We start from the raw sequence: 20,600 nt of genomic DNA on the forward strand, positions 1-20,600 counted from the left end.
AAATAGAGAGCAAGTAAATACTTGCTCTCTAGCGATGCTAAGCCAAGACCGTGAATACCTAACATCGAACAGGCTTGAATACCTTATTGCAAATGAGAATTGTTTTCAATATCTTTTTTTGTATTTTTCCGCTTGCAGTAATAATTGTGTTTATTCTATTCGGTGCTCAAGAAAGTAAGGATGGGCTGGGGTAAGACAGGGATGAGTGGTAAGTACTAAATCGACGGGAAAAAAGCTTTAGAAACAAAAAAGCCAGAATTAAATTCTGGCTTTATCACTATATTTATAAAACAGCGCTTATTTTACAACAACGTTCGCTGCTTGAGGGCCTTTTTGGCCTTGTTCTACTTCGAAGCTTACAGCCTGACCTTCTTTAAGAGTCTTGAAGCCGTCAGATACGATTGAACGAAAATGAACGAATACGTCTTTACTACCGTCAGCTGGAGTGATGAAACCAAAACCTTTATCTTCGTTGAACCACTTAACTGTACCGTTTACTGAATTAGACATGTGTATAACCTTTTTTAACTTTATAAAAAATGGTGAAAATCACCAATGGAGCTTATAGATAGAACTTAGCTAATAACGCTTGTACTCATCTATATATCAACTTAAAAAAGGAAAATAGAGCATAACAGAGCAGTAGTAGAAAGTGCTTTAATATCTAAAGCCCGCGCAGTTTATTCCGGATAAATAGCATTGTCTAGTGAAAGTTTTTATTTTTTGGATTATTTTTTATTCTACGTTTCTAATCATTGAGAAAATGAAACCCATGATATTGCGCCTGATGCATGGCTGAGTGTAGCGTTTACCCGTACTCAGCCAGTTTTGGCCGACCTTTTTCTAAAGCGCACAATATTTAGGTTTATTGTTTAACGCGATTCTCAAAAGATCGATTAGTACATGTCCACACCACGTAACCGTAACTAATTGCACAAGCTAACCAGATAAGGCTGGTCAAAATTATGTGTTGTAAAGGATTATCTCGTTGCAATGTAATTGTGTGATGTGATGCAATGAGAAAAAAGGTCAAAGAAATTCCCCCCCATTTTAAAACACCGTCAATCATAATAAATTTTACTAATCCTTGTTTCCGCTTTTTTTGCCACTTATTAATATCTTGCTCACTCCAAGTCGAGCTCAATGCCGCCAACCTATATATCTGCATAGTGTCCCTTTATGAGGTTGAGCATTTGCTCAACCCTTCCTTTTTCAATTTATTCATCTTCCGAATTGGCAACAACGGCTAAAGCGATGGTATTGGCACCTACGCTCGCCGACGTAGCTCTATACCCTGCACTCCAGAGGCTTCCAGCCCAACCGCCGAGGAACCCTCCAGCAGCACCCATCGCAGCACCACTAAGCGCTCCTTTCCAGCCACCACCGTTCATTCCACCTGTGAGTGCATTGCCAATGGGTAGTCGCGCTCATCTATCGCGGCATACGTTTGGGGTTAGCAAAGCTATGAATTAACCGGGCAAGGGAACGGTGGGTTACTAATTCTCATTGAAAAAGACAAATTCAACGCGAACTAGTCTGCATGTACCATAAGCTTATCCCTGTGACTCATCCATTTCAGCAATGGGAAATTCTTTTGCGAACGCGACCACCTCTTCCAGTGATGCAGAACTTGATTCAAACATTAACATGCCGCCGTTGCGCAAAGTAACACTGACACTGGCATTATTGTTTTCCACGCTAGTCATCGCAGTGCGTTTTTGGATGCGGACCTTTTGCCCGGCTCCAGCTTGCATGCCAAATTGTGCGAGAGCAGAAAAAGCTTGCATAGCCGCGCCACTATTGCCTGAATTGAGGGTGACATTAATCCGTTTGTCGCCTTTAGTATACTCACGACTAACCATATTCATGCCCATCGCATTTTGTTGTTCAAGCTCACTGCCACTATAGCCACTAATCTCATCTTTAAAATAAGTATTGGTTTTGGCCTGTTGCTCCTGTTCCATCAGTGTTACGCACCAGCGCGCATCCTCTAAGGCGTTATCAAGATCGCCATCGGCATATAACTGAGCGGCGCTTCTGCACGAGTCTTCGGCTGATTCTTTAGCTTGGCTAAACGGAATAAGTAAACTGGTGGCAACAACTATTAATACTTGGTGTTTCATGTTGAATCCCCTCATCATTTAAACAAAGTTACGGAGCGTCCCGCTCAACTTCTTTCCGAAGCGTTAACAGCAGTTTTTTCAAGCGAAGAAACGCAATACGCTTTAATCGCATCAGGGTGGGCGAAAATCGACCAGATGATAGTGCGAAGCACACCCGGTTATGTCACTTGATAACGGGGTGAGTGCCATATTTTCAGCTACTAAAAATATAGACACACTTTGACTATGCCTACAAATTTAAATCAATTATTAATAGTTACTTTGGCCTACTCACAGCCACGAATTCTATTAACCGATCACCTCACCTTTGGCATATATCGTTTAACAATCGCAGCCGCATCAACATCAGGGGGGAGAGTGCCGTACTGATGAAAACCACGTTCAGCTAATCTGGCTTTAACAAAGGCTTCGGCGATAAAGTGCTCACCATCGCGAATTAAGGTGGCTGCCTGCCAAAGCAATGCTATCGATTCCATATGACAGCGCGCTTGCATTTCCAACGTTGTGGTATCTGCCAAAGCCGTTTTCATTTGCGCGAGTTTTTTATCGAAAAGCACAAAATGTCCTTTTCCTCGTTCCAATTCTGCCATAAGTACTGAAAACGCATCGGGTTCCCGGTTGAGCACCCTCAATAAATCAAGACACTGCACATTGCCTGAGCCCTCCCAAATGGCATTTACAGGCGCTTCTCGGTAAAGTCTGGCGGTGACATTTTCATTAACGAACCCAACCCCACCAATACATTCCATCGCCTCGTAGGTGTGTTGGATCGCACGTTTGCAAATCCAGTATTTCCCTATCGCGGTGGCGCTGCGAATAAGCGCTTGTTCGGCCGCGGTTGCACTATTATCCAATGCATGAGCGATGCGAAACGAGATCGCGGTGGCTGCTTCTGCTTCAAGTGCCAGGTCAGCCAGTACATTTAGCATAAGAGGTTGCTCATGTAGGAACTTCCCAAACACCTTCCGCTCGCCGGTATGCCAAATCGCTTCTTTGGCAGCCTGTGCCATTAACGCGCTTGAACCGAGCATACAGTCGTAACGGGTAAGGGCAACCATTTGGATAATAGTTGCGATCCCTCTGCCTTCCTCTCCCAGCATCCAGCCCTGTGCACCCAGAAATTCAATTTCAGAGCTGGCATTGGATAGATTACCTGCTTTATTTTTAAGTCGCTGAATATGCATTGGATTTTTGCTGCCATCTTCCCGCCAGCGGGGCACGAGAAAACAAGAGAGACCGGAAGCTGCTTGTGCCAACACCAAAAACGCGTCGCACATGGGCGCAGAACAAAACCATTTATGGCCCACTAAAGTGTATAGCTTTCCGCCTCCAGTTTCGCCCACCGGGGTGGCAATGGTCGTGTTGGCGCGCACATCTGAACCACCCTGTTTTTCAGTCATCGCCATGCCTATGGTCACGCCTTGCTTCTTAAACCAGGGTTTATTTGTACCATCGTAATGGGGGGAAAGTATTTTAGGCAGCCATTCCTCAGCAATATCAGGCTGCACTGAGATGGCGGGGATGCTGGCAAATGTCATTGTTAATGGGCAACCTGAACCCGGGTCAGCATGGGTATGCAAAAATGCCATTGCACCACGAACGACGTGTGCACCGGATTTCGGGGTCGTCCACGGCAAGCTGCAATGACCCTGAGTGATAGCGTGCTCCATCAGGTGGTGGTAAGCAGGGTGATACCTGACGTCGTCTATGCGGTGTCCAAACCTGTCGTGGGGCTGGAATTCAGGCAGATATTTGTTGGCGTCAAATCCAGCCTGTAACAATTCGTGACCAATGTGGTGGCCAAACGAGCTGAGCTTTTGCTCGCCCCACTTCCCGCCATATCGATTAACCCAGTATTGCAAAACCTCGTCAGCTAAATAGGCATTATAATTTTCTAAAGCTGAAGGTTGATTAAAAACGTCATGGGTTTGTTGCATACTTGCAGTCCGTCGAGTCGTCACTGGTTGAATAATAACTACTGTACTGCGTGTTTATTCGAATGTCAGGCTAATTAGCGCTTCGCTGAGTCAATATCGATTAATACCAAAATTGCCGATTGGCCACCATACTCTTTCGGGGCCTGGTGGAAGGCCTTTACATGAGGATGTTGGATAAGATAGTGGGGCAGGGCATTCTTTAAAATACCCGAGCCTTTTCCATGCATTACGCTTACACAATCAATCAGCTCCTTTCTGGCAGTGTAAATAAGTGCCGCCAGTTCCTGCTTTGCTGCTTCTTTAGTTAAGCCATGCAGATCCAGCACCATTTCCGGTGAAAAATCTCCGCGTCGCAATTGTTTTAATACATATGTAGATACATCAGATTTGCAGTACCGCATTGGCCCTTCATCTGGAAGTTGGGCCTGATACATATCTGAAAAACTGAATGTGGCGGCCATCCGACGATGACTAATTTCGGAAAAATCGGCCGATTGCTGGTGTAACTTACTTGACTCGGCGCTTTTTTTGATTCTTTTTGGAGGGGGTATTTTGTCCTGAATTAGCGGTTTCACCCCTTTCACCACCTCCCGAAATGATATTTCATCATTTTGCTCGACGTTGATATTTGCTTTTTTAGTCTTAAGACGTTCATCAGCAAGTTGCTTTTTTAGTTGTCGAAGTTCTTTCATAGATGAATTAAGCATGGGCGTAGCGTTTATCTTTGGGTATGATATCAGCTTTATAATTATCCATGTACCTTAGTCGTTATGACCGATAAATTTTATTTAGAAGAAGCAATTAATGATCTTAGTACTGTGATGGATTTGGTCAGGTGGGCCTGTAGCCGATTTAATGACGCGCAATTGTATTTTGGTCATGGCACTGATAACGCGTGGGATGAAGCAACAAGCTTAGTGTTACAGGCTTTACACTTACCTTACTCGCTTCTGGAACAGACTCAGCAGTCCGTAATCAGCGCTGCCCTGACACGCAGCGAAAAGGAAAAAATCGCTGAGCTGGTTTTAAAGCGTGTACAGACCAGAATGCCGTTGCCTTACATAACCAATGAAGCGTGGTTTTGTGGAATGCCTTTTTACGTGGATGAACGTGTACTTATTCCCCGTTCACCCTTTGCTGAGCTTATCCAAAACCGTTTTTCGCCCTTCGTAGTAGACGCGCCTAACACCATTTTAGATATGTGTACGGGGGGGGGCTGTATTGCCATTGCATTGGCGCATACATTTGAAACTGCACACGTTGATGCAGTGGATATTAGTCACGATGCACTGGAAGTAGCAGATATAAACATTCAGGAACACCAGTTATCGGACCGCGTATATCCTATTCAGTCAGATCTTTTCACTAGTCTTCAGGGCCAGCGATACGACTTAATTGTTTCCAATCCGCCCTATGTAGATGCGGAAGATATGGCTGATTTGCCCGATGAATTTCAACATGAACCGGCATTAGCATTAGCGGCTGGGGATGATGGTCTAGATTTGGTTGAAACTATGTTAAAGCAAGCTCCTGACTATCTCGCCGATAATGGCTGGATATTTGTCGAAGTGGGCAATAGCGAAGTGCATATGGAGCAGCGTTTCCCTGGTCTTAACGTTGAATGGCTGAACTTCGAGCATGGCGGGCATGGCATTTTTGCCATTTCAAAAGAATCGCTCATCACCTACTGGCAGCAAAAGGAACAATAAGTTAATGGCGGGAAACAGCTTCGGAAAACTTTTTACCGTTACCACGTTTGGTGAAAGTCATGGCATTGCAATTGGGGGCGTGGTGGATGGATGTCCTCCGGGGCTGACGCTTAGCGAGGCAGATTTGCAACCTGATTTAGATCGCAGAAAGCCAGGTACTTCCCGCTATACCACTGCCAGAAGGGAAAGCGATGAAGTGCAAATATTATCGGGCGTTTTCGAGGGTAAAACTACCGGCACCAGTATTGGCTTGTTAATTAAAAACATGGACCAACGCAGCCAGGACTATTCTGAGATTGCCGATCGCTTTCGTCCTGGTCATGCTGATTATACGTATCAACAAAAATATGGAAGCCGCGATTATCGGGGTGGTGGTCGCTCATCTGCGCGCGAAACAGCTATCAGAGTGGCCGCAGGAGCCATTGCTAAAAAATTTTTAAAGGTCCATTTTGGGGTTGAAGTGTCAGGTTATCTGTCTCAGTTGGGGCCCATTAAAATTGACAATGTAAACCCCGAAAGCAAAGAATCAAACCCGTTTTTCTGCCCCGACCCGGATAAATTGAAACAACTTGATGCTTATATGCGTGATTTGAAAAAGTCAGGAGATTCAATTGGCGCAAAAGTGACAGTTATTGCTTCTGGTGTTAAGCCCGGGTGGGGGGAACCTGTGTTTGACCGGCTAGATGCAGATATTGCATCGGCCATGATGGGTATTAATGCAGTGAAAGGCGTCGAAATTGGCGACGGTTTTGATGTGGTGGAGCAACGTGGAAGTGAGCATCGAGACACCCTGACCCCAAGTGGGTTTAAGTCAAATCATTCGGGGGGCGTACTCGGTGGTATTTCAAGCGGTCAGGACGTGATAGTCAATTTGGCGCTTAAACCCACCTCCAGTATTTCAGTGCCAGGTAAAACCATCAACCTTCAGGGCGAAGAAATCGATATCGTTACTAAAGGGCGCCATGATCCCTGTGTCGGTATTCGGGCCGTTCCCATTGCTGAGGCAATGCTTGCCATAGTTTTGATGGATCACTGTCTAAGGCATCGAGCACAAAACGCTCATGTTACCAGCATTACCCCGGATATTTGCGATAAAACTTCTTCGTAAGACTTAAAAACTGTGAACTTACCCTCTACTGGTGAAACACGCATTTCGCCCCTAAATCTTGTGCTTCTTTGTGTTACCTACCTGTTGTACTTCGGCCAACTTGGGGTGCTGGTACCCTACTTGGGTATTTTTCTGGATGGTCGAGGTTATTCTTCCGAACAGATCGGTGAGCTGTTTGCCATCATTACGCTGGCACGTATTTTAGGACCTTCGCTTTGGGCCAGCATAGCGGATAAATCAGGAAAGACTCTTCGCGTGCTGCAACTTGGGTGCGTTTTGACCGTGTGCTCTTTTGCCACCATCTTTTGGCAGGATACCTTCTGGGGACTCGCATTTTCTTTTGGCATGATGATGATGTTCTGGACGGCGGTGTTACCGCAGCTTGAAGTCATCACCATGCAAAGCGTCAAACTAGCAGGGAGTAACTATGGGACAATTCGTCTGTGGGGTAGCATTGGCTTTATAATTCTAACCATAGCGGTGGGTAAGGCGCTGGATTATTTTACTACTGAGGTGCCTATTTATGCCAGTATGTTTACGCTTACTGCATTGATGGTCAGTACGTTTTTCTTAACTCAACCGGCTACATCAAAAAGAACTAACGAACAATCAGGTGATTTTTGGAAAGTTATTAAACACCCTGCATTTATCGTTTTCATTTTATCGGCCACCTTACTTCAGGTAAGTTTTGGCACTTATTATGGTTTTTTTACGCTCTATCTTAGAGATTTAGGCTATAGCGGCCAGCAAACAGGGTTATTGATTGCGTTGGGAGTGGTGGCCGAAGTCGTGATATTTATGTATGCGCAAAAACTACTCAACCGGTACAGCGTTAGCAGCTTACTTGTTCTTAGCGGCGTATTGACGGCGCTACGCTGGTATGCACTTGGGGCGTGGGGAAGTCATGCAACCGTGGTTATTGTAAGTCAGCTACTGCATGCTTTTAGCTTTGGTTTAACGCATGCAGCTTCCGTTCACTTCATTCACCACCGCTTGCCCGCGCACTTTCATAGCCGCGGACAGGCGATTTATATCAGCGTGGCGTTTGGTTTAGGCGGCGCGTCGGGCAACTACATTGCTGGACAAATCTGGCAGCAAGGGACAAACGCCTATCTATCGTTCAGCTTTTCGGCGACGCTGGCGTTGCTGAGTGCATTCGTATTCGGCATTTTTTCGTTCAAAAAATGGCAATCGGCTTAAAAGCAGAGTAGCTTGTGGGTAAAAAGTGAGAAGGAGGTAGAGTTAATGAAAAAGGCGTTACTAATTATAGGGCTACTCATTCAAAGTGTACTGGTACATGCTCAACCAGTGGCGAGCAATATCTGGCTGTTTTCACTGCGTTACGAGAACAACTTGCCTCATATAGAGCAAGCTTTAAAAATTACTGACAATAACGGTTACTCTAATCAACCCCACTTTTTACCTCACGGCCATTCATTATATTTCACGCAGGAAATGGGGGCGGGAGAGCAAACACAAATGGATGTGTTCGAATATCATATCGTAAAACGGCAGCACACCAATTTAACCTCCAGCGCGACCTCTGAGTACTCTCCTACGCCGTTGCCGTTAGGAAATGGCTTCTCAGTTATCAAGGTCGATAAGCAGGGTAAACAATGGCTATGGGCGCACTCTACAGACCAGGGGATGGCTGGAAAAATAGTGGATGCAGAGCCCGTGGGGTACCATGTGTGGACGTCGAGTGATACCGTTTTAGCGTTTATTTTAGGGGAACCCCATACGCTGCAAAGCATCACACGTTCGGGTTACCAGCATATCGTGGACGAATATATTGGCGCCAGTTTGTGGCCCATTCCTGGTACCGATATGTTCAGCTATACCAAAAATCCGGCTCCCGATTCACAGCCATGGACTTTAATGGCGTATGATCAAACATCAGCTCAGACTACAGTGTTATCAACTATGCCGGGTAGTAATCAATACATGGCTTGGACGCATGATGCAAAAGCGTTGGTAGTTGAAGGAACCACTATTTTATCGTGGTCGCTGGCACCCAATAACGGGGATGGTGAAGAGCGTGGACAGCCAGAGAGCGACGATATAGCGGAGGGCGACGAAAATGAACGCTGGCAAGCTTGGTTGGATATCTCAACCCACTGCCCGAACGGTGCTACGCGGCTTCATTTAGGGAGACACGACAGGTATCTGGCACTGGTTTGTAACGAATAGGCCAGCGCGTTAGAACACACAATTGTTGGTGCATCAGGCGGCGGGAGGTGGTCGTCTGCATTCGGCAATCACCTCAATCTCACCCTCTGAATTGACTTGTTCCAACCTTACATCAAACTTCCACAGTCGATGAAGGTGTCGCATTACCTCATCTTTTGAGTCTGCCAGGGGGATGTCGTGTTGCGGAATATAACGGAGTGTCAAGGAACGATCGCCTCTCACATTTACATTATAAACCTGGATGTTGGGCTCCAGATTGCTTAAATTATATTGAGCAGACAGCTTTTCTTTGATGGTACGGTACCCCATCTCATCGTGTATCGCACTCACGCTGACATACGGTTTTTCAGAATTATCCTCCACCGCAAAGAGTTTAAAATCGCGAATCAACTTGGGTGACAAAAACTGGCTGATGAAGCTTTCATCCTTGAAATTTTTCATTGCAAAATGAACGGTCTCTAACCAGTCTTTTCCAGCGACATCAGGTAAAAAGTCTCTATCTTCCGGGGTCGGGTTTTGGCACATTCTTTTAATGTCCATAAACATATTAAACCCCAGTGCATAGGGATTAATGCCAGAATAATAGGGTGAGTTGTATTCTGGCTGTTTTACAACACTGGTATGGCTGTGCAAAAACTCCATCATAAAGCGCTCTGTAACCAACCCTTCATCATAGAGCTGATTTAAAATGTGGTAATGCCAAAAACACGCCCAGCCCTCATTCATCACTTGGGTTTGTTTTTGCGGATAAAAGTATTGCGAGATTTTGCGGACAATTCGCACCAGCTCTCGTTGCCAGCTCTCTAACAATGGCGCATTTTTCTCGATAAAATACAATAAATTTTCCTGGGGCTCAGCCGGAAATCTTCGTTTCTCTGGATCTTTACTGGCTTTGGAGGATGGCAATGTACGCCAAAGTTCATTCACTTGAGTTTGCAGATAGCGCGCGCGCTCCTTCAGCCGGCTTTTTTCCTCTTCCAAAGAGAGTTTTTGTGGTCGTTTATATCTATCTACCCCAAAATTCATTAAGGCATGGCACGAGTCCAGCGTATTTTCTACTTCTTCATAGCCATATTTTTCTTCACATTTGGCGATATAATTTTTAGCAAATACCAAATAATCAACAATTGAGCTGGCATCAGTCCAGGTCTCAAATAAATAGTTACCCTTAAAAAACGAATTATGCCCATAGCATGCGTGCGCCATCACCAATGCTTGCATAGTGATGGTATTTTCCTCCATCAAGTAGGCAATGCATGGGTCAGAGTTAATCACTATTTCATAGGCCAGGCCCATGAATCCTCGTCGGTAATTTTGCTCGGTCTGAATAAACTTTTTTCCGTAAGACCAATGAGTATAATTTATGGGCATACCGATGCTTGCGTAGGCGTCCATCATCTGCTCTGCCGTGATAACTTCAATCTGATTTGGATACGTCTCTAACTTGAAATTTTTAGCAATGCGATCAATTTCGGCTTCATAGCGGGCGATTAAGTCAAATGTCCAATCTGGACCATCAGGCAGTACTTTCGTTGTTTTCTTTTTGCGAGGCATATTACAAACCTCCTGAAGCAACTGGTTGTTCGGTGCGTTTTTTAAATAGCTCCCGGAATACCGGGAAAATATCACTGACTTCCCTGATATGGCGACATACAAAATTTTCAGCGACAGACGCCACCTTCTCGTATTCCCGCCACAAGCTTTGATGTTGGCGATCGGTAATTTCGATGTAGGCAAAGTAGCGGGTTACAGGCAGTAAGCTACTGAGTAATAACTGTGAGCAGTGGGGGGAGTCGTCTGCCCAGTTGTCACCATCCGAGGCTTGCGCGGCATAAATATTCCAGTCAGTATCCCGATACCTCTCCTTAATGATTTCATCCATTAATTTCAGTGCGCTTGACACTATTGTTCCGCCGGTTTCCTGCGAGTAGAAAAATTCTTCCTCATCCACTTCCTTAGCTTGGGTATGATGGCGAATGTAGACTACTTCAACATTTTCGTATGTTCGGGTTAAAAATAAATATAACAAGATATAAAATCGCTTGGCGATATCCTTCGTTGCCTGATCCATCGAGCCGGAAACATCCATCAAACAAAACATCACTGCTTTGCTGGTGGGAACAGGGCGGCGATCATAATTTTTAAAACGTAAGTCAAATGTATCAATGAAAGGGACGCGGGCAATCTTGGCTTTTAGCTGCTTTATTTCTTCTTCCAGCTCAATAATAGCCAACGTATTTTCATGTTTATCATCTTTTAACGCTTGCAGTTTTTCTTCGAGCTCGCGTAATTTCGCGCGATCCTTTCCTGTTAAGGCAATTCTTCTGGCTACCGAGCCTTTCAAAGAACGTACTATATCCAGGTTACTCGGGACACCGTCTGTTTGATAGCCTGCACGATAGGTTTCATATTGGATCACTTTATCAAAATGTGTGCGTTTGAGGTTCGGTAAAGCAAGGTCGTCAAATAACAGCTCCAGATATTCGTCTTTCGAAATGGAAAAAACGAATTCATCCTGCCCTTCGCCTGTGTTGCTGGCATCCCCACTTCCCCCACCTTGGCCACCACCTGAAGGAGGGCGGTTGATTCTGTCTCCTGTAGTAAATTGATCGTTACCTGGATGTACAACAGAACGCTTTCCGCCTTTCCCAGTGTGGAAAACCGGTTCAGTGATGTCTTTGGCGGGAATGCTGATTTTTTCACCGGTTTCCAAATCAGTGACGGAACGATTTCCTACTGCATCAGATACCGCACGTTTAATTTGTTGTTTATAACGACGGAGAAATCGCTGTCGGTTTACCGTGCTCTTTCCTTTACTATTTAACCGTCTATCGATGAAATGCGCCATAAGCCTCTACTTACATAACAGGAGTACCGCACCTGGGTGTGAGCGGGATATTTGCCATCCTGTCGATACCCAGGTCCATCAAACATAATTCTACGAGGCTTTACGCACCCGTAGATACCATTCGCAGAGTAGTCTGACTTGTTTTTGTGTATAGCCTTTCTCCATCATGCGATGAACGAAATCGTCATGTTTTTTCTTGTCTTCAGTTGAGCCTTTGGTATTGAAGGAAATTACTGGCAATAAATCTTCGGTATTGGAGAACATTTTTTTCTCGATAACCGTGCGTAACTTTTCATAACTGGTCCACGCGGGGTTTTTACCCGCATTGTTAGCTCTGGCCCTAAGGACAAAGTTAACAATTTCGTTGCGAAAATCTTTCGGATTGCTGATGCCGGCAGGCTTTTCTGTTTTTTCCAATTCAGCATTCAGCGACGCCCGGTCAAATAGTTGACCTGTCTCGGGATCACGATATTCCTGGTCCTGGATCCAGAAATCTGCATACGTCACATAGCGATCAAACAGATTCTGACCATACTCGGAGTAAGATTCCAAATAGGCGGTTTGTATTTCTTTGCCGATAAACTCAACGTAGCGTGGAATCAAATAGCCCTTCAGGAACTCTTTGTAGCGTTCTGCGGTATCCTGAGGGAATTGCTCTCGTTCAATTTGTCGCTCCAGTACGTAGAAGAGGTGGACAGGATTGGCCGCGACTTCCTGGTGGTCAAAGTTGAATACGCGAGACAGAATCTTAAAGGCAAACCGTGTCGATAAACCTTCCATTCCTTCATCAACGCCAGCATAGTCTCGATATTCTTGATAGGATTTAGCTTTGGGGTCAGTATCTTTCAGGCTCTCGCCGTCGTAGACACGCATTTTGGAATAAATGCTTGAGTTATCAGGCTCTTTAAGTCGGGAGAGTACGGTAAATTGCGCTAAACATTGCAATGTATCAGGCGCACAGGGCGCACCGGCCAATTCACTGCTATCAATTAATTTTCGATATATCCGAATTTCCTCACTAACACGTAAGCAGTAGGGCACTTTAACAATATAAACGCGATCTAAAAACGCTTCGTTATTCTTATTATTACGGAAGGTTTTCCATTCTGACTCGTTAGAGTGGGCCAGAATCAAACCATCAAAGGGTAGGGCAGAGAAACCCTCGGTTGGATTATAATTGCCTTCCTGCGTGGCAGTTAACAGCGGATGCAGCACTTTTATCGGTGCTTTGAACATTTCTACAAATTCCATTAAACCCTGATTGGATTTGCAGAGCGAGCCTGAATAACTGTAAGCGTCGGGATCGTTTTGAGCATACTGCTCGAGCCGTCTGATATCTACTTTACCCACTAACGATGAGATATCCTGGTTATTTTCGTCGCCAGGCTCGGTCTTGGCAATGGCAACCTGATCTAGTACGGAAGGATAAACGCGCACGACCTTAAACTGACTGATATCACCATTAAGTTCATGCAAACGTTTACGCACCCAGGGGGACATTATCGTTTTTAAATATCGCTTTGGAATGCCATACTCTTTCTCTAACAAAGCGCCATCTTCGTTCACATCAAATAAACAGAAGGGATGATCATTAACTGGAGATCCCTTTAGCATGTAGATAGGAACCTTTTGCATCAATTCCTTTAAGCGTTCGGCCAGGGACGACTTACCGCCACCTACTGGGCCGAGCAAATATAATATTTGTTTCTTTTCTTCTAAGCCCTGCGCAGCGTGACGTAAATAAGACACGATTTGCTCGATGGCTTCTTCCATGCCATAGAATTCGTGAAAAGCGGGATAGCGGGCAATTACCCTGTTAGAAAACAAACGACTAAGCGCTGGATCGTTGGATGTATCAACCATTTCTGGTTCACCAATTGCTTTTAGTAAACGTTCAGCAGCGTTGGCGTAGGCCATGGGATCATCTTTACAGATGTCTAAAAATTCTTGTATCGTAAATTCTTCTTGTTTACGTTCTTCGTAGCGTTGTTGGAAATGTTCGAAAATACCCATACGCACCTCTGGAAAATCGGTTCCCCCGTATTTTGAGCTTAGTAGGTATTTGCAAAAGTGTGTGAATTTTTAAACAATTTTAAGTATAGGATTTCAGCAAAAATGCTCGTATCGTATACAAAAATATAACTAAAAAAGAAGCGATGAAAGATATACAGCCCGCCAGGAAGCGGGCTGAAAAAAGGCGGTTTAGCGAGCTTTAGCTGCTAAAGTTTTTGCTGGCAAATTCCCAGTTAATCAATGCCCAGAATCCTTCCAGATATTTTGGACGTGCATTCCGGTAATCTATGTAATACGCGTGTTCCCATAAATCGACGGTCATCACAGGTGTCATGCTGTCGTCACTGACTGGGGTTTCGGCATTGCTGGTATTGACAATATCTAATGAACCATCAGACTTTTTCACTAACCATGTCCAGCTAGAGCCAAAATTATTTACTGCTTTATCATTAAATTCGGCCTGAAAATCTGCAAACGAGCCCCACTTGGCGTTAATCGCGTCTGCCAGTGCTCCGGACGGCTCGCCACCACCATTTGGGCTCAAACAGTTCCAGTAAAACGTATGGTTCCATACTTGTGCTGCATTATTAAATAATCCGCCACTGGAAGATTTGATAATCTCTTCAAGGCTCTTTTTCTCGTTTTCGGTGCCTTCTACCAAACCATTTAATTTATTCACATAAGTAGCGTGATGCTTACCATAGTGATAATCCAACGTCTCAGCGGAAATGTGAGGTTCTAAGGCATTTTTTTCATAGGGTAACGCTGGTAATTCAAAAGCCATACGAGTCTCCTTGTTGATATTAAATTGGCTGCTGCCTGAAAATAGTAAGCCTGTTCACGAATTCAAGGCAACAGTGGTCTTGGTTGTCTCAGTTATATTGGGACATTATTTCATAACCCAATGACAAATTTGAAATTTTTAACCAATGTGTAATGTTAGGGAATTGAAATATCTATTTTTACCCTGATTATCATAGACACTTTCGGATCAGAAAGATCACTTAGTTATAGTATGTAGGGAAGCTGCTCGGCATACGCTACACTAATATGATAAAATCCACTGAGTGAAAACGAAAACCGTAAAATTGGTTTTTCTAATATTGAGAGGACTGGATGGAAAATACTGAGAATCAAACCACTGTAGAACGTATCAAACAGCAAATCGAAGAAAATCCGATCCTGTTGTATATGAAAGGTTCACCTAAACTTCCTAGCTGTGGTTTTTCTGCACAGGCGTCACAGGCATTGATGTCCTGTGGTGAACCTTTTGCCTATGTGGATATTTTACAAAATCCCGATATTCGTGCAGAACTGCCTAAGTATGCAAACTGGCCGACCTTTCCGCAATTATGGGTAGATGGAGAGCTAGTGGGAGGGTGTGACATCATTCTTGAAATGTTTCAGCAAAATGAGCTGCAACCCCTCATTAAAGAGACCGCAGAGAAACATAAAAGCGACGCTGAATAACTATTCGCGTTAACATAGCTGCTCCAGCGTTGTCCCATGCCAAGCCTAAAATTTTCAGGTTGGGGCATTTGCTATAAAAAAAGCCTGACGCATCGGGTTCTCTTTATCCGGTTGGGCTTTTTCTATTTCGTTAGCGAACAGGTTTGCTGATAATTCATTTCGCCTTCATATTCAGTGAAGGTTTTTTATCCAAAATAGACTCTTTTACACGTCGATTAGACCCGCCTAAAGAGTAATAGACAGCTCGCAATTAAAAATCCTCTATGGTTTGAAAAAATATATTTTATTTTTTAAAAAACGTTTGTTTTTTAAAAAGTTACCGACTATAACAAGAAATGCTGGTTTACATTATAACCAGTGTTGAAGGTTGAAAATAATTAAATTTCCCACCCCTGAACTTTCGTTTCCCTGGCGTTTAGGGCAAGGGGAATTTTCATTCCAGGAAACATATATGAAAACTTCACTGACACTTTTATCTAAAAATGTCCGCGCAGTGCTGGCAGCTTCAATGACACTCAGTGCATTTGCTGTTACCCCTGTTCTGGCGCAAGAAGAAACTGCTGACACCCCTGACAATGCTGATGTTGAAAAAATCGCCGTTGTGGGTACGCGAGCCGCTCCCCGTTCGGTTGGCGATTCTGCGGTGCCTGTTGATGTAATCTCTGACGAAGAGTTTAAAAACCAAGGCTCAACTGACATGGTTTCCATGATGCAGACCGTGGTACCTTCTTTTAACGTGAACGAGCAGCCAATAAACGATGCCTCCACGTTAGTTCGCCCTGCCAACTTACGTGGTATGGCTTCTGACCATACATTGGTATTGGTTAACGGCAAACGCCGTCACCGCTCTGCGGTTATCACCTTTTTAGGTGGTGGCTTATCTGACGGTGCCCAAGGTCCCGATATTTCAGTTATTCCTGCCGCAGCCCTTAAACAAGTGGAGGTACTGCGAGATGGTGCTGCTGCTCAATACGGTTCTGACGCCATTGCCGGGGTTGTGAACTTTGTATTAAAAGATAATTCCGAGGGTGGCACGATCGAAGCGAGAGCGGGAGAATTCTACGAAGGCGACGGTAGAATGTATCAAGTCTCTGGTAATATCGGTATGCCGCTAACTGAAGCGGGTTTCGTTAATTTAACAGCGGAATATCGCACCTCAGACCCCACTTCACGCAGCGTTCAACGTGATGACGCCGCTGCACTTGTTGCCGCAGGCAATACTTTCGTAGCCAATCCTGCTCAAATCTGGGGTAACCCCGAGATTAAAGATGACATTAAGCTATTTGCAAACCTGGGTTTGGAACTAGGCAATGACGCCGAAGCCTATATGTTTGGTAACTACGCTGAGCGTGAAGTTGAAGGTGGTTTTTACTTCCGTAACCCGCATACCCGTGGCGGTGTGTTCGATGGTGGCACCAATGAAAATGGTGAAGCGTTATTGCTTGTAGGTGATCTGGATGGCGTTGGCCAGGGTGTCAGCTGTCCGGAAGTGGTTATTGGTAATAACGTATTGCAAAGCCCCAGTTATGCATTAATTGCTGATAATAACACGGCAGTAGGGGCAAACTGTTTTGCGTTTAATGAAATCTTACCCGGTGGTTTCACCCCCCGTTTCGGTGGTGTGGTCACTGATATGTCATTGGTGCTGGGTACCAAAGGCGAGTTTGCAAACGAAGTTGGCTACGACGTAAGTGTTAATTTAGGCCAAAACGAAATCGACTTCGCTATTTCAAATACTATTAACCCGTCTCTTGGCCCTGATACGCCAATGTCATTTAAACCGGGTAAATATATTCAAAGTGAGCAAACGCTTGATATTGATTTAACTAAGCCAATCGATGCAGGGTTATATGAGCCCATCTACCTGGCTGGTGGTTTCCAATATCGTCATGAAACCTATGAAAGCATCGCCGGTGATCCTGCTTCTTACGCGATCGGCCCACTAGGAAGTCAAGGTTTTGGTATTGGTTCAAACGGCTTCCCAGGCTTGTCAGCACGAAGTCAGGGTGAAGTTTCTCGTCACAACATCGCATTTTATGTTGATGCGGAGATGTACCTGACTGAGTCATTTATGTTAGCCGCTGCCGCACGTTATGAAGACTTCTCTGATTTCGGCGATACCCTGAAAGGTAAATTAGCCGCACGCTGGCAGATGACGGATAGTCTAGCCCTGCGTGGTGCATATTCAACGGGCTTTAAAGCACCTACGCTGGGTCAGAGTAACGTAAGAAACGTTACCACTGCTTTTGGTACCGACGGTGAGTTGATTGACCGTGCGACCCTACCTCCTACTGATCCTATCTCTGTGTTGAAAGGGGGAGAGCAGTTAAGCCCAGAAGAATCCACCAGTATGAGTGTCGGTTTAGTGGCAGATTTTGAAAATGGTCTGTTTATGACAGTGGACTATTACAATATCGAAGTGACTGACCGCTTAAGTACAGCGTCTGGTATCAAGTTGACTGAAGCTGATATTGCACAGTTATTAGCGCAAGGCGTTAGTGATGCTTCTAGCTTTACTGAAGTAAGCTTCTTTACCAATGACTTTGATACCACTACCGAAGGTGTCGATGTGGTAGCCAACTACAGTATGGATATGTGGGGAGGGGAAACTAAGTACTCACTGGCCTATAACTGGACATCAACTGAAGTAGATGAATTTTCTGATAACATCTCGCAATACCGCGTTCGTATGTTGGAAAATAACCTACCAGCTGTTCGCTGGAGCTTTACTACTACTCACGAAACCGGTGACTGGAGATTCTTAGGTCGCGTAAATTACTTCGGTGGCATTTACGAAGACCACTTAGATTCAGCCTTAGATATCGACAAGATTGGATCTGAAGTGACGCTTGATTTAGAAGTGGCTTATTCATTTGCCGAGAACTTCGAAGTGGCAGTGGGTGCCAAGAATGCCTTGGATGAGTATCCGGACGAAAACACCTTATATGATACGGAAGTGGCAGGCGCACAATATCCTGTTACTTCACCGATTGGTATCAATGGTGGTTTCTACTACGTCAGAGGTATCTACACCTTTTAATAGCATGAAAAGTTAGGGGGGCACATTGCCCCTCTATTTTTTTCAAGCAAGAAAGTATACGGGGTCCGTGTTTTTCGAGCGTGACAACAAACCCCTAATACTGGCAGAATGGAAAAAAGTGTAATTACAGAACTACACATATAAGAATAAATTATGACTAAAAAGTCGCCACTTTCCGCCACCTATATCAAGTATCGTTCGAAATTAATGGGAGCGATAAGTTCAATTGTCAGCATGGACGATATTGAAGATATCGTACAAGAAGCATTTATTAAGAGCTATGAAGCTGAACTTAAACAGGAAATTCGCTACGCGCGAACGTACATGCTTAGAACGGTGAAGAATTTGGCCTTAAATCATGTGGCCAGTGCGGCTTATAAACAGAATCAACCTATAGATGATATGGACTCGTTACCGCATGAATTGGTTGGCTTTACGCTGGAAAAAGATGTTGAAAGTAAAGAGCGGTTTATAAATTTCTGCAGAGCGACAGATACACTTTCTCCAGATGTAAAACGAGTGTTTTTGCTAAAAAAAGTCTACGGAATGAAGCAAAAAGAAATTGCCGAGTTAGTCGGTTTAAGTGAAAGTACAGTGGAAAAGCACGTCGCAAAGGGATTGCTTTATTGTAGTCAATATTTAGCGGCATTAAATGATGAAGTAGACGAACCATCATTATCTGTCTCAGCTAATCAAGATACGAAGTAGTAATGGCATGAACAATATCAGTCAGTTTTCCAGTAAAGATGAAATCCAGCAACAAGCATGTGCATGGGTAAGTCGTATCGATCGTGGACTATCTTTAGCGGAGACGAAAGCGTTGCAACGTTGGGTCGCCTCATCATCAAGCCATCGGAAGATGTTGATGCAGGCTGCACAATTATGGGATGACATGAGCGTGATGAACGAATTATCAGGTTTATTCCCGCTGCGCGAGGCCCAGACACAGCAAGTTAGTCGACTTCATAAATTAGTGAAACAGGCGCGCTGGAGTATCGCCGCCGGTTTTGCCCTCATGGCACTAGGTGTAGGAATGATAATGGACTGGGCTTGGTTCGAGCAACAACCAGAAGCCACCATTGTGATGCAACAAACCGTTGAGACCGCCATAGGCGAGCAAAAAAACGTTACCCTTTCAGATGGGTCAATTATTCATCTCAATACTGACACGGTGTTAGCTGTAACTTACACCGATAGTCAACGACTTATCGATTTAATCAAAGGCGAGGCGCATTTTACCGTCGCACATGATAAACAACGCCCGTTTTCGGTCAATGCAGGCCATAACTCTGTCACTGCCGTGGGTACTGCATTTAATATGCAATATGTTGAAAATGAGGCGTTCGAACTGGTTGTGACTGAAGGCCGGGTATTGGTGAAACAGAATGAGCATACCGAGTTGCAAAGCGGAGTGCAGTCATTGATCAGCAAAAAACCTGTAACAACTGAAGGCTTACTGATGTTTTCAGGTGAAAAGGCAATGGTCCAGGGCGCGGTTAAAGAAAAACATAATGTCAGTGAAAATGATATTGACGAGGACCTGGCGTGGCAGCAGGGTATGATTGTATTTAAAGGTGAGCCACTTTACAAAGTGTTACAGGAAATTGGCCGGTACACGCCCATTCAATTCAAGTTAATGAGTGAAGACGTAAAAAACCGACGTGTCGCCGGATTTTTTAAGGTGGGTGATATTGATGGGCTGCTGTTTGCACTAAAGAATAGCTTTCAAATTGAATATACCCAGGAACTGGATAAAGTTATCGAACTTAGATCAGCTGGCTGATTTTCGTCAGGATAATCTGTCGCAAGTGCTAATCAGCTCGCTATTTTTACGCGCACTAAAAAACTTAATATGTTGTGATGCTTACTCAGTTTGTGTAAATATGAGTAAAAATATAATAATTACAGATTGTTTTGCGCAGGTATTGGTCCACCCTTCGAATAATGTCAGCCGCTTGTAGAAGGTTCTCGTACAAGAGGACAAGCTGTGCTTCGCGTTTGCGAAGGCCCTTTACCTTGTTAAGTCTGTTGTTATCTATCAGTTCTCTGACTTCCTATGCTGACATCCAACCAAAAATTCATTTTTCGATATCAGAACAAAAAGCCGATAGTGCGCTGACCGAATTTGCCAGGCAAGCTGATACCACTTTATTATTCCCATT

Annotated in this window: 17 protein-coding genes; 8 read left to right on the forward strand and 9 right to left on the reverse strand. The window is 44.4% G+C overall.

The genetic code is table 11. From position 1 onward, the window contains the following. Positions 1-297 precede the first annotated feature (297 nt). The 5 genes from cspE to smrB all read right to left on the reverse strand — a co-directional run bounded on the left by cspE (position 298) and on the right by smrB (position 4,767). The gene (gene cspE, locus OPS25_RS04250; RefSeq protein WP_265610289.1) at positions 298-510 is read right to left on the reverse strand and encodes a transcription antiterminator/RNA stability regulator CspE; all 213 of its coding nucleotides are present in this window, start codon (positions 508-510) and stop codon (positions 298-300) included. A gap of 707 nt (positions 511-1,217) precedes the next feature. Continuing rightward, on the reverse strand, positions 1,218-1,391 hold the full coding sequence (locus OPS25_RS04255; protein ID WP_265616413.1) for a hypothetical protein: 174 nt from the start codon (positions 1,389-1,391) through the stop codon (positions 1,218-1,220). 162 nt (positions 1,392-1,553) lie between these two features. Beyond that, positions 1,554-2,123 (reverse strand): hypothetical protein, encoded by a 570-nt coding sequence (locus OPS25_RS04260; protein ID WP_265616414.1) that lies wholly within the window; start codon positions 2,121-2,123, stop codon positions 1,554-1,556. Positions 2,124-2,419: 296 nt separating this feature from the next. Next, a complete protein-coding gene (locus OPS25_RS04265; protein ID WP_265616415.1) occupies positions 2,420-4,060 on the reverse strand; it encodes an acyl-CoA dehydrogenase family protein in 1,641 nt (546 codons plus the stop codon). 74 nt (positions 4,061-4,134) lie between these two features. Then, positions 4,135-4,767 (reverse strand): endonuclease SmrB, encoded by a 633-nt coding sequence (gene smrB / locus OPS25_RS04270; RefSeq protein ID WP_265616416.1) that lies wholly within the window; start codon positions 4,765-4,767, stop codon positions 4,135-4,137. Positions 4,768-4,830: 63 nt separating this feature from the next. Here smrB and prmB point away from each other — a divergent pair, with 63 nt between their 5' ends. From prmB to OPS25_RS04290, 4 genes are read left to right on the forward strand one after another with little or no spacing between them, the layout of a single operon-like run. Further along, positions 4,831-5,769: a 50S ribosomal protein L3 N(5)-glutamine methyltransferase gene (gene prmB / locus OPS25_RS04275; protein ID WP_265616417.1), complete on the forward strand. Its 939-nt coding sequence runs from the start codon at positions 4,831-4,833 to the stop codon at positions 5,767-5,769. A gap of 4 nt (positions 5,770-5,773) precedes the next feature. Then, on the forward strand, positions 5,774-6,877 hold the full coding sequence (gene aroC / locus OPS25_RS04280; protein ID WP_265616418.1) for a chorismate synthase: 1,104 nt from the start codon (positions 5,774-5,776) through the stop codon (positions 6,875-6,877). A gap of 12 nt (positions 6,878-6,889) precedes the next feature. Then, a complete protein-coding gene (locus tag OPS25_RS04285; RefSeq protein ID WP_265616419.1) occupies positions 6,890-8,077 on the forward strand; it encodes an MFS transporter in 1,188 nt (395 codons plus the stop codon). 45 nt (positions 8,078-8,122) lie between these two features. Continuing rightward, positions 8,123-9,067, forward strand: coding sequence for a hypothetical protein (locus tag OPS25_RS04290; RefSeq protein ID WP_265616420.1), 945 nt, complete (start codon positions 8,123-8,125; stop codon positions 9,065-9,067). A 33-nt stretch (positions 9,068-9,100) separates the two neighbouring features. Here OPS25_RS04290 and OPS25_RS04295 read toward each other — a convergent pair whose 3' ends face one another. The 4 genes from OPS25_RS04295 to sodB all read right to left on the reverse strand — a co-directional run bounded on the left by OPS25_RS04295 (position 9,101) and on the right by sodB (position 14,712). Further along, complete coding sequence (locus OPS25_RS04295) at positions 9,101-10,621, reverse strand: SpoVR family protein (protein ID WP_265616421.1); 1,521 nt, start codon at positions 10,619-10,621, stop codon at positions 9,101-9,103. A gap of 1 nt (position 10,622) precedes the next feature. Then, positions 10,623-11,915, reverse strand: a complete 1,293-nt coding sequence (locus tag OPS25_RS04300; RefSeq protein ID WP_265616422.1) for a YeaH/YhbH family protein — start codon at positions 11,913-11,915, stop codon at positions 10,623-10,625. A gap of 90 nt (positions 11,916-12,005) precedes the next feature. Next, positions 12,006-13,928 carry a PrkA family serine protein kinase gene (locus OPS25_RS04305; protein WP_265616423.1) on the reverse strand — a complete coding sequence of 641 codons (1,923 nt, stop codon included), beginning with the start codon at positions 13,926-13,928 and terminating at the stop codon, positions 12,006-12,008. A gap of 199 nt (positions 13,929-14,127) precedes the next feature. Then, positions 14,128-14,712, reverse strand: coding sequence for a superoxide dismutase [Fe] (sodB, locus tag OPS25_RS04310; RefSeq protein WP_265616424.1), 585 nt, complete (start codon positions 14,710-14,712; stop codon positions 14,128-14,130). A gap of 332 nt (positions 14,713-15,044) precedes the next feature. On the opposite strand from sodB, the gene OPS25_RS04315 reads away from it, so the two are divergent. The 4 genes from OPS25_RS04315 (at position 15,045) to OPS25_RS04330 (ending at position 20,221) form a co-directional block, all read left to right on the forward strand. Further along, complete coding sequence (locus OPS25_RS04315) at positions 15,045-15,398, forward strand: Grx4 family monothiol glutaredoxin (protein ID WP_265616425.1); 354 nt, start codon at positions 15,045-15,047, stop codon at positions 15,396-15,398. 451 nt (positions 15,399-15,849) lie between these two features. After that, complete coding sequence (locus OPS25_RS04320; RefSeq protein WP_265616426.1) at positions 15,850-18,438, forward strand: TonB-dependent receptor plug domain-containing protein; 2,589 nt, start codon at positions 15,850-15,852, stop codon at positions 18,436-18,438. A gap of 153 nt (positions 18,439-18,591) precedes the next feature. Beyond that, entirely contained in the window at positions 18,592-19,146 is a 555-nt protein-coding gene (locus OPS25_RS04325) for an RNA polymerase sigma factor (RefSeq protein WP_265616427.1), read from the forward strand. A 7-nt stretch (positions 19,147-19,153) separates the two neighbouring features. Then, positions 19,154-20,221, forward strand: coding sequence for a FecR family protein (locus OPS25_RS04330; protein WP_265616428.1), 1,068 nt, complete (start codon positions 19,154-19,156; stop codon positions 20,219-20,221). The last annotated feature ends 379 nt before the right edge of the window (positions 20,222-20,600 follow it).

Origin of the sequence: Alteromonas aquimaris (assembly GCF_026183695.1) — a bacterium.
In the GTDB taxonomy this organism is placed as follows: Bacteria; Pseudomonadota; Gammaproteobacteria; order Enterobacterales; family Alteromonadaceae; genus Alteromonas; species Alteromonas aquimaris.

What these genes read in the sequence shown, in the direction of transcription:
- cspE (WP_265610289.1), bottom strand. Translation starts at nt 510, where the DNA reads ATGTCTAATTCAGTAAACGGTACAGTTAAGTGGTTCAACGAAGATAAA.
- OPS25_RS04255 (WP_265616413.1), bottom strand. Translation starts at nt 1,391, where the DNA reads ATGAACGGTGGTGGCTGGAAAGGAGCGCTTAGTGGTGCTGCGATGGGT.
- OPS25_RS04260 (WP_265616414.1), bottom strand. Translation starts at nt 2,123, where the DNA reads ATGAAACACCAAGTATTAATAGTTGTTGCCACCAGTTTACTTATTCCG.
- OPS25_RS04265 (WP_265616415.1), bottom strand. Translation starts at nt 4,060, where the DNA reads ATGCAACAAACCCATGACGTTTTTAATCAACCTTCAGCTTTAGAAAAT.
- smrB (WP_265616416.1), bottom strand. Translation starts at nt 4,767, where the DNA reads ATGCTTAATTCATCTATGAAAGAACTTCGACAACTAAAAAAGCAACTT.
- prmB (WP_265616417.1), top strand. Translation starts at nt 4,831, where the DNA reads ATGACCGATAAATTTTATTTAGAAGAAGCAATTAATGATCTTAGTACT.
- aroC (WP_265616418.1), top strand. Translation starts at nt 5,774, where the DNA reads ATGGCGGGAAACAGCTTCGGAAAACTTTTTACCGTTACCACGTTTGGT.
- OPS25_RS04290 (WP_265616420.1), top strand. Translation starts at nt 8,123, where the DNA reads ATGAAAAAGGCGTTACTAATTATAGGGCTACTCATTCAAAGTGTACTG.
- OPS25_RS04295 (WP_265616421.1), bottom strand. Translation starts at nt 10,621, where the DNA reads ATGCCTCGCAAAAAGAAAACAACGAAAGTACTGCCTGATGGTCCAGAT.
- OPS25_RS04300 (WP_265616422.1), bottom strand. Translation starts at nt 11,915, where the DNA reads ATGGCGCATTTCATCGATAGACGGTTAAATAGTAAAGGAAAGAGCACG.
- OPS25_RS04305 (WP_265616423.1), bottom strand. Translation starts at nt 13,928, where the DNA reads ATGGGTATTTTCGAACATTTCCAACAACGCTACGAAGAACGTAAACAA.
- sodB (WP_265616424.1), bottom strand. Translation starts at nt 14,712, where the DNA reads ATGGCTTTTGAATTACCAGCGTTACCCTATGAAAAAAATGCCTTAGAA.
- OPS25_RS04315 (WP_265616425.1), top strand. Translation starts at nt 15,045, where the DNA reads ATGGAAAATACTGAGAATCAAACCACTGTAGAACGTATCAAACAGCAA.
- OPS25_RS04320 (WP_265616426.1), top strand. Translation starts at nt 15,850, where the DNA reads ATGAAAACTTCACTGACACTTTTATCTAAAAATGTCCGCGCAGTGCTG.
- OPS25_RS04325 (WP_265616427.1), top strand. Translation starts at nt 18,592, where the DNA reads ATGACTAAAAAGTCGCCACTTTCCGCCACCTATATCAAGTATCGTTCG.
- OPS25_RS04330 (WP_265616428.1), top strand. Translation starts at nt 19,154, where the DNA reads ATGAACAATATCAGTCAGTTTTCCAGTAAAGATGAAATCCAGCAACAA.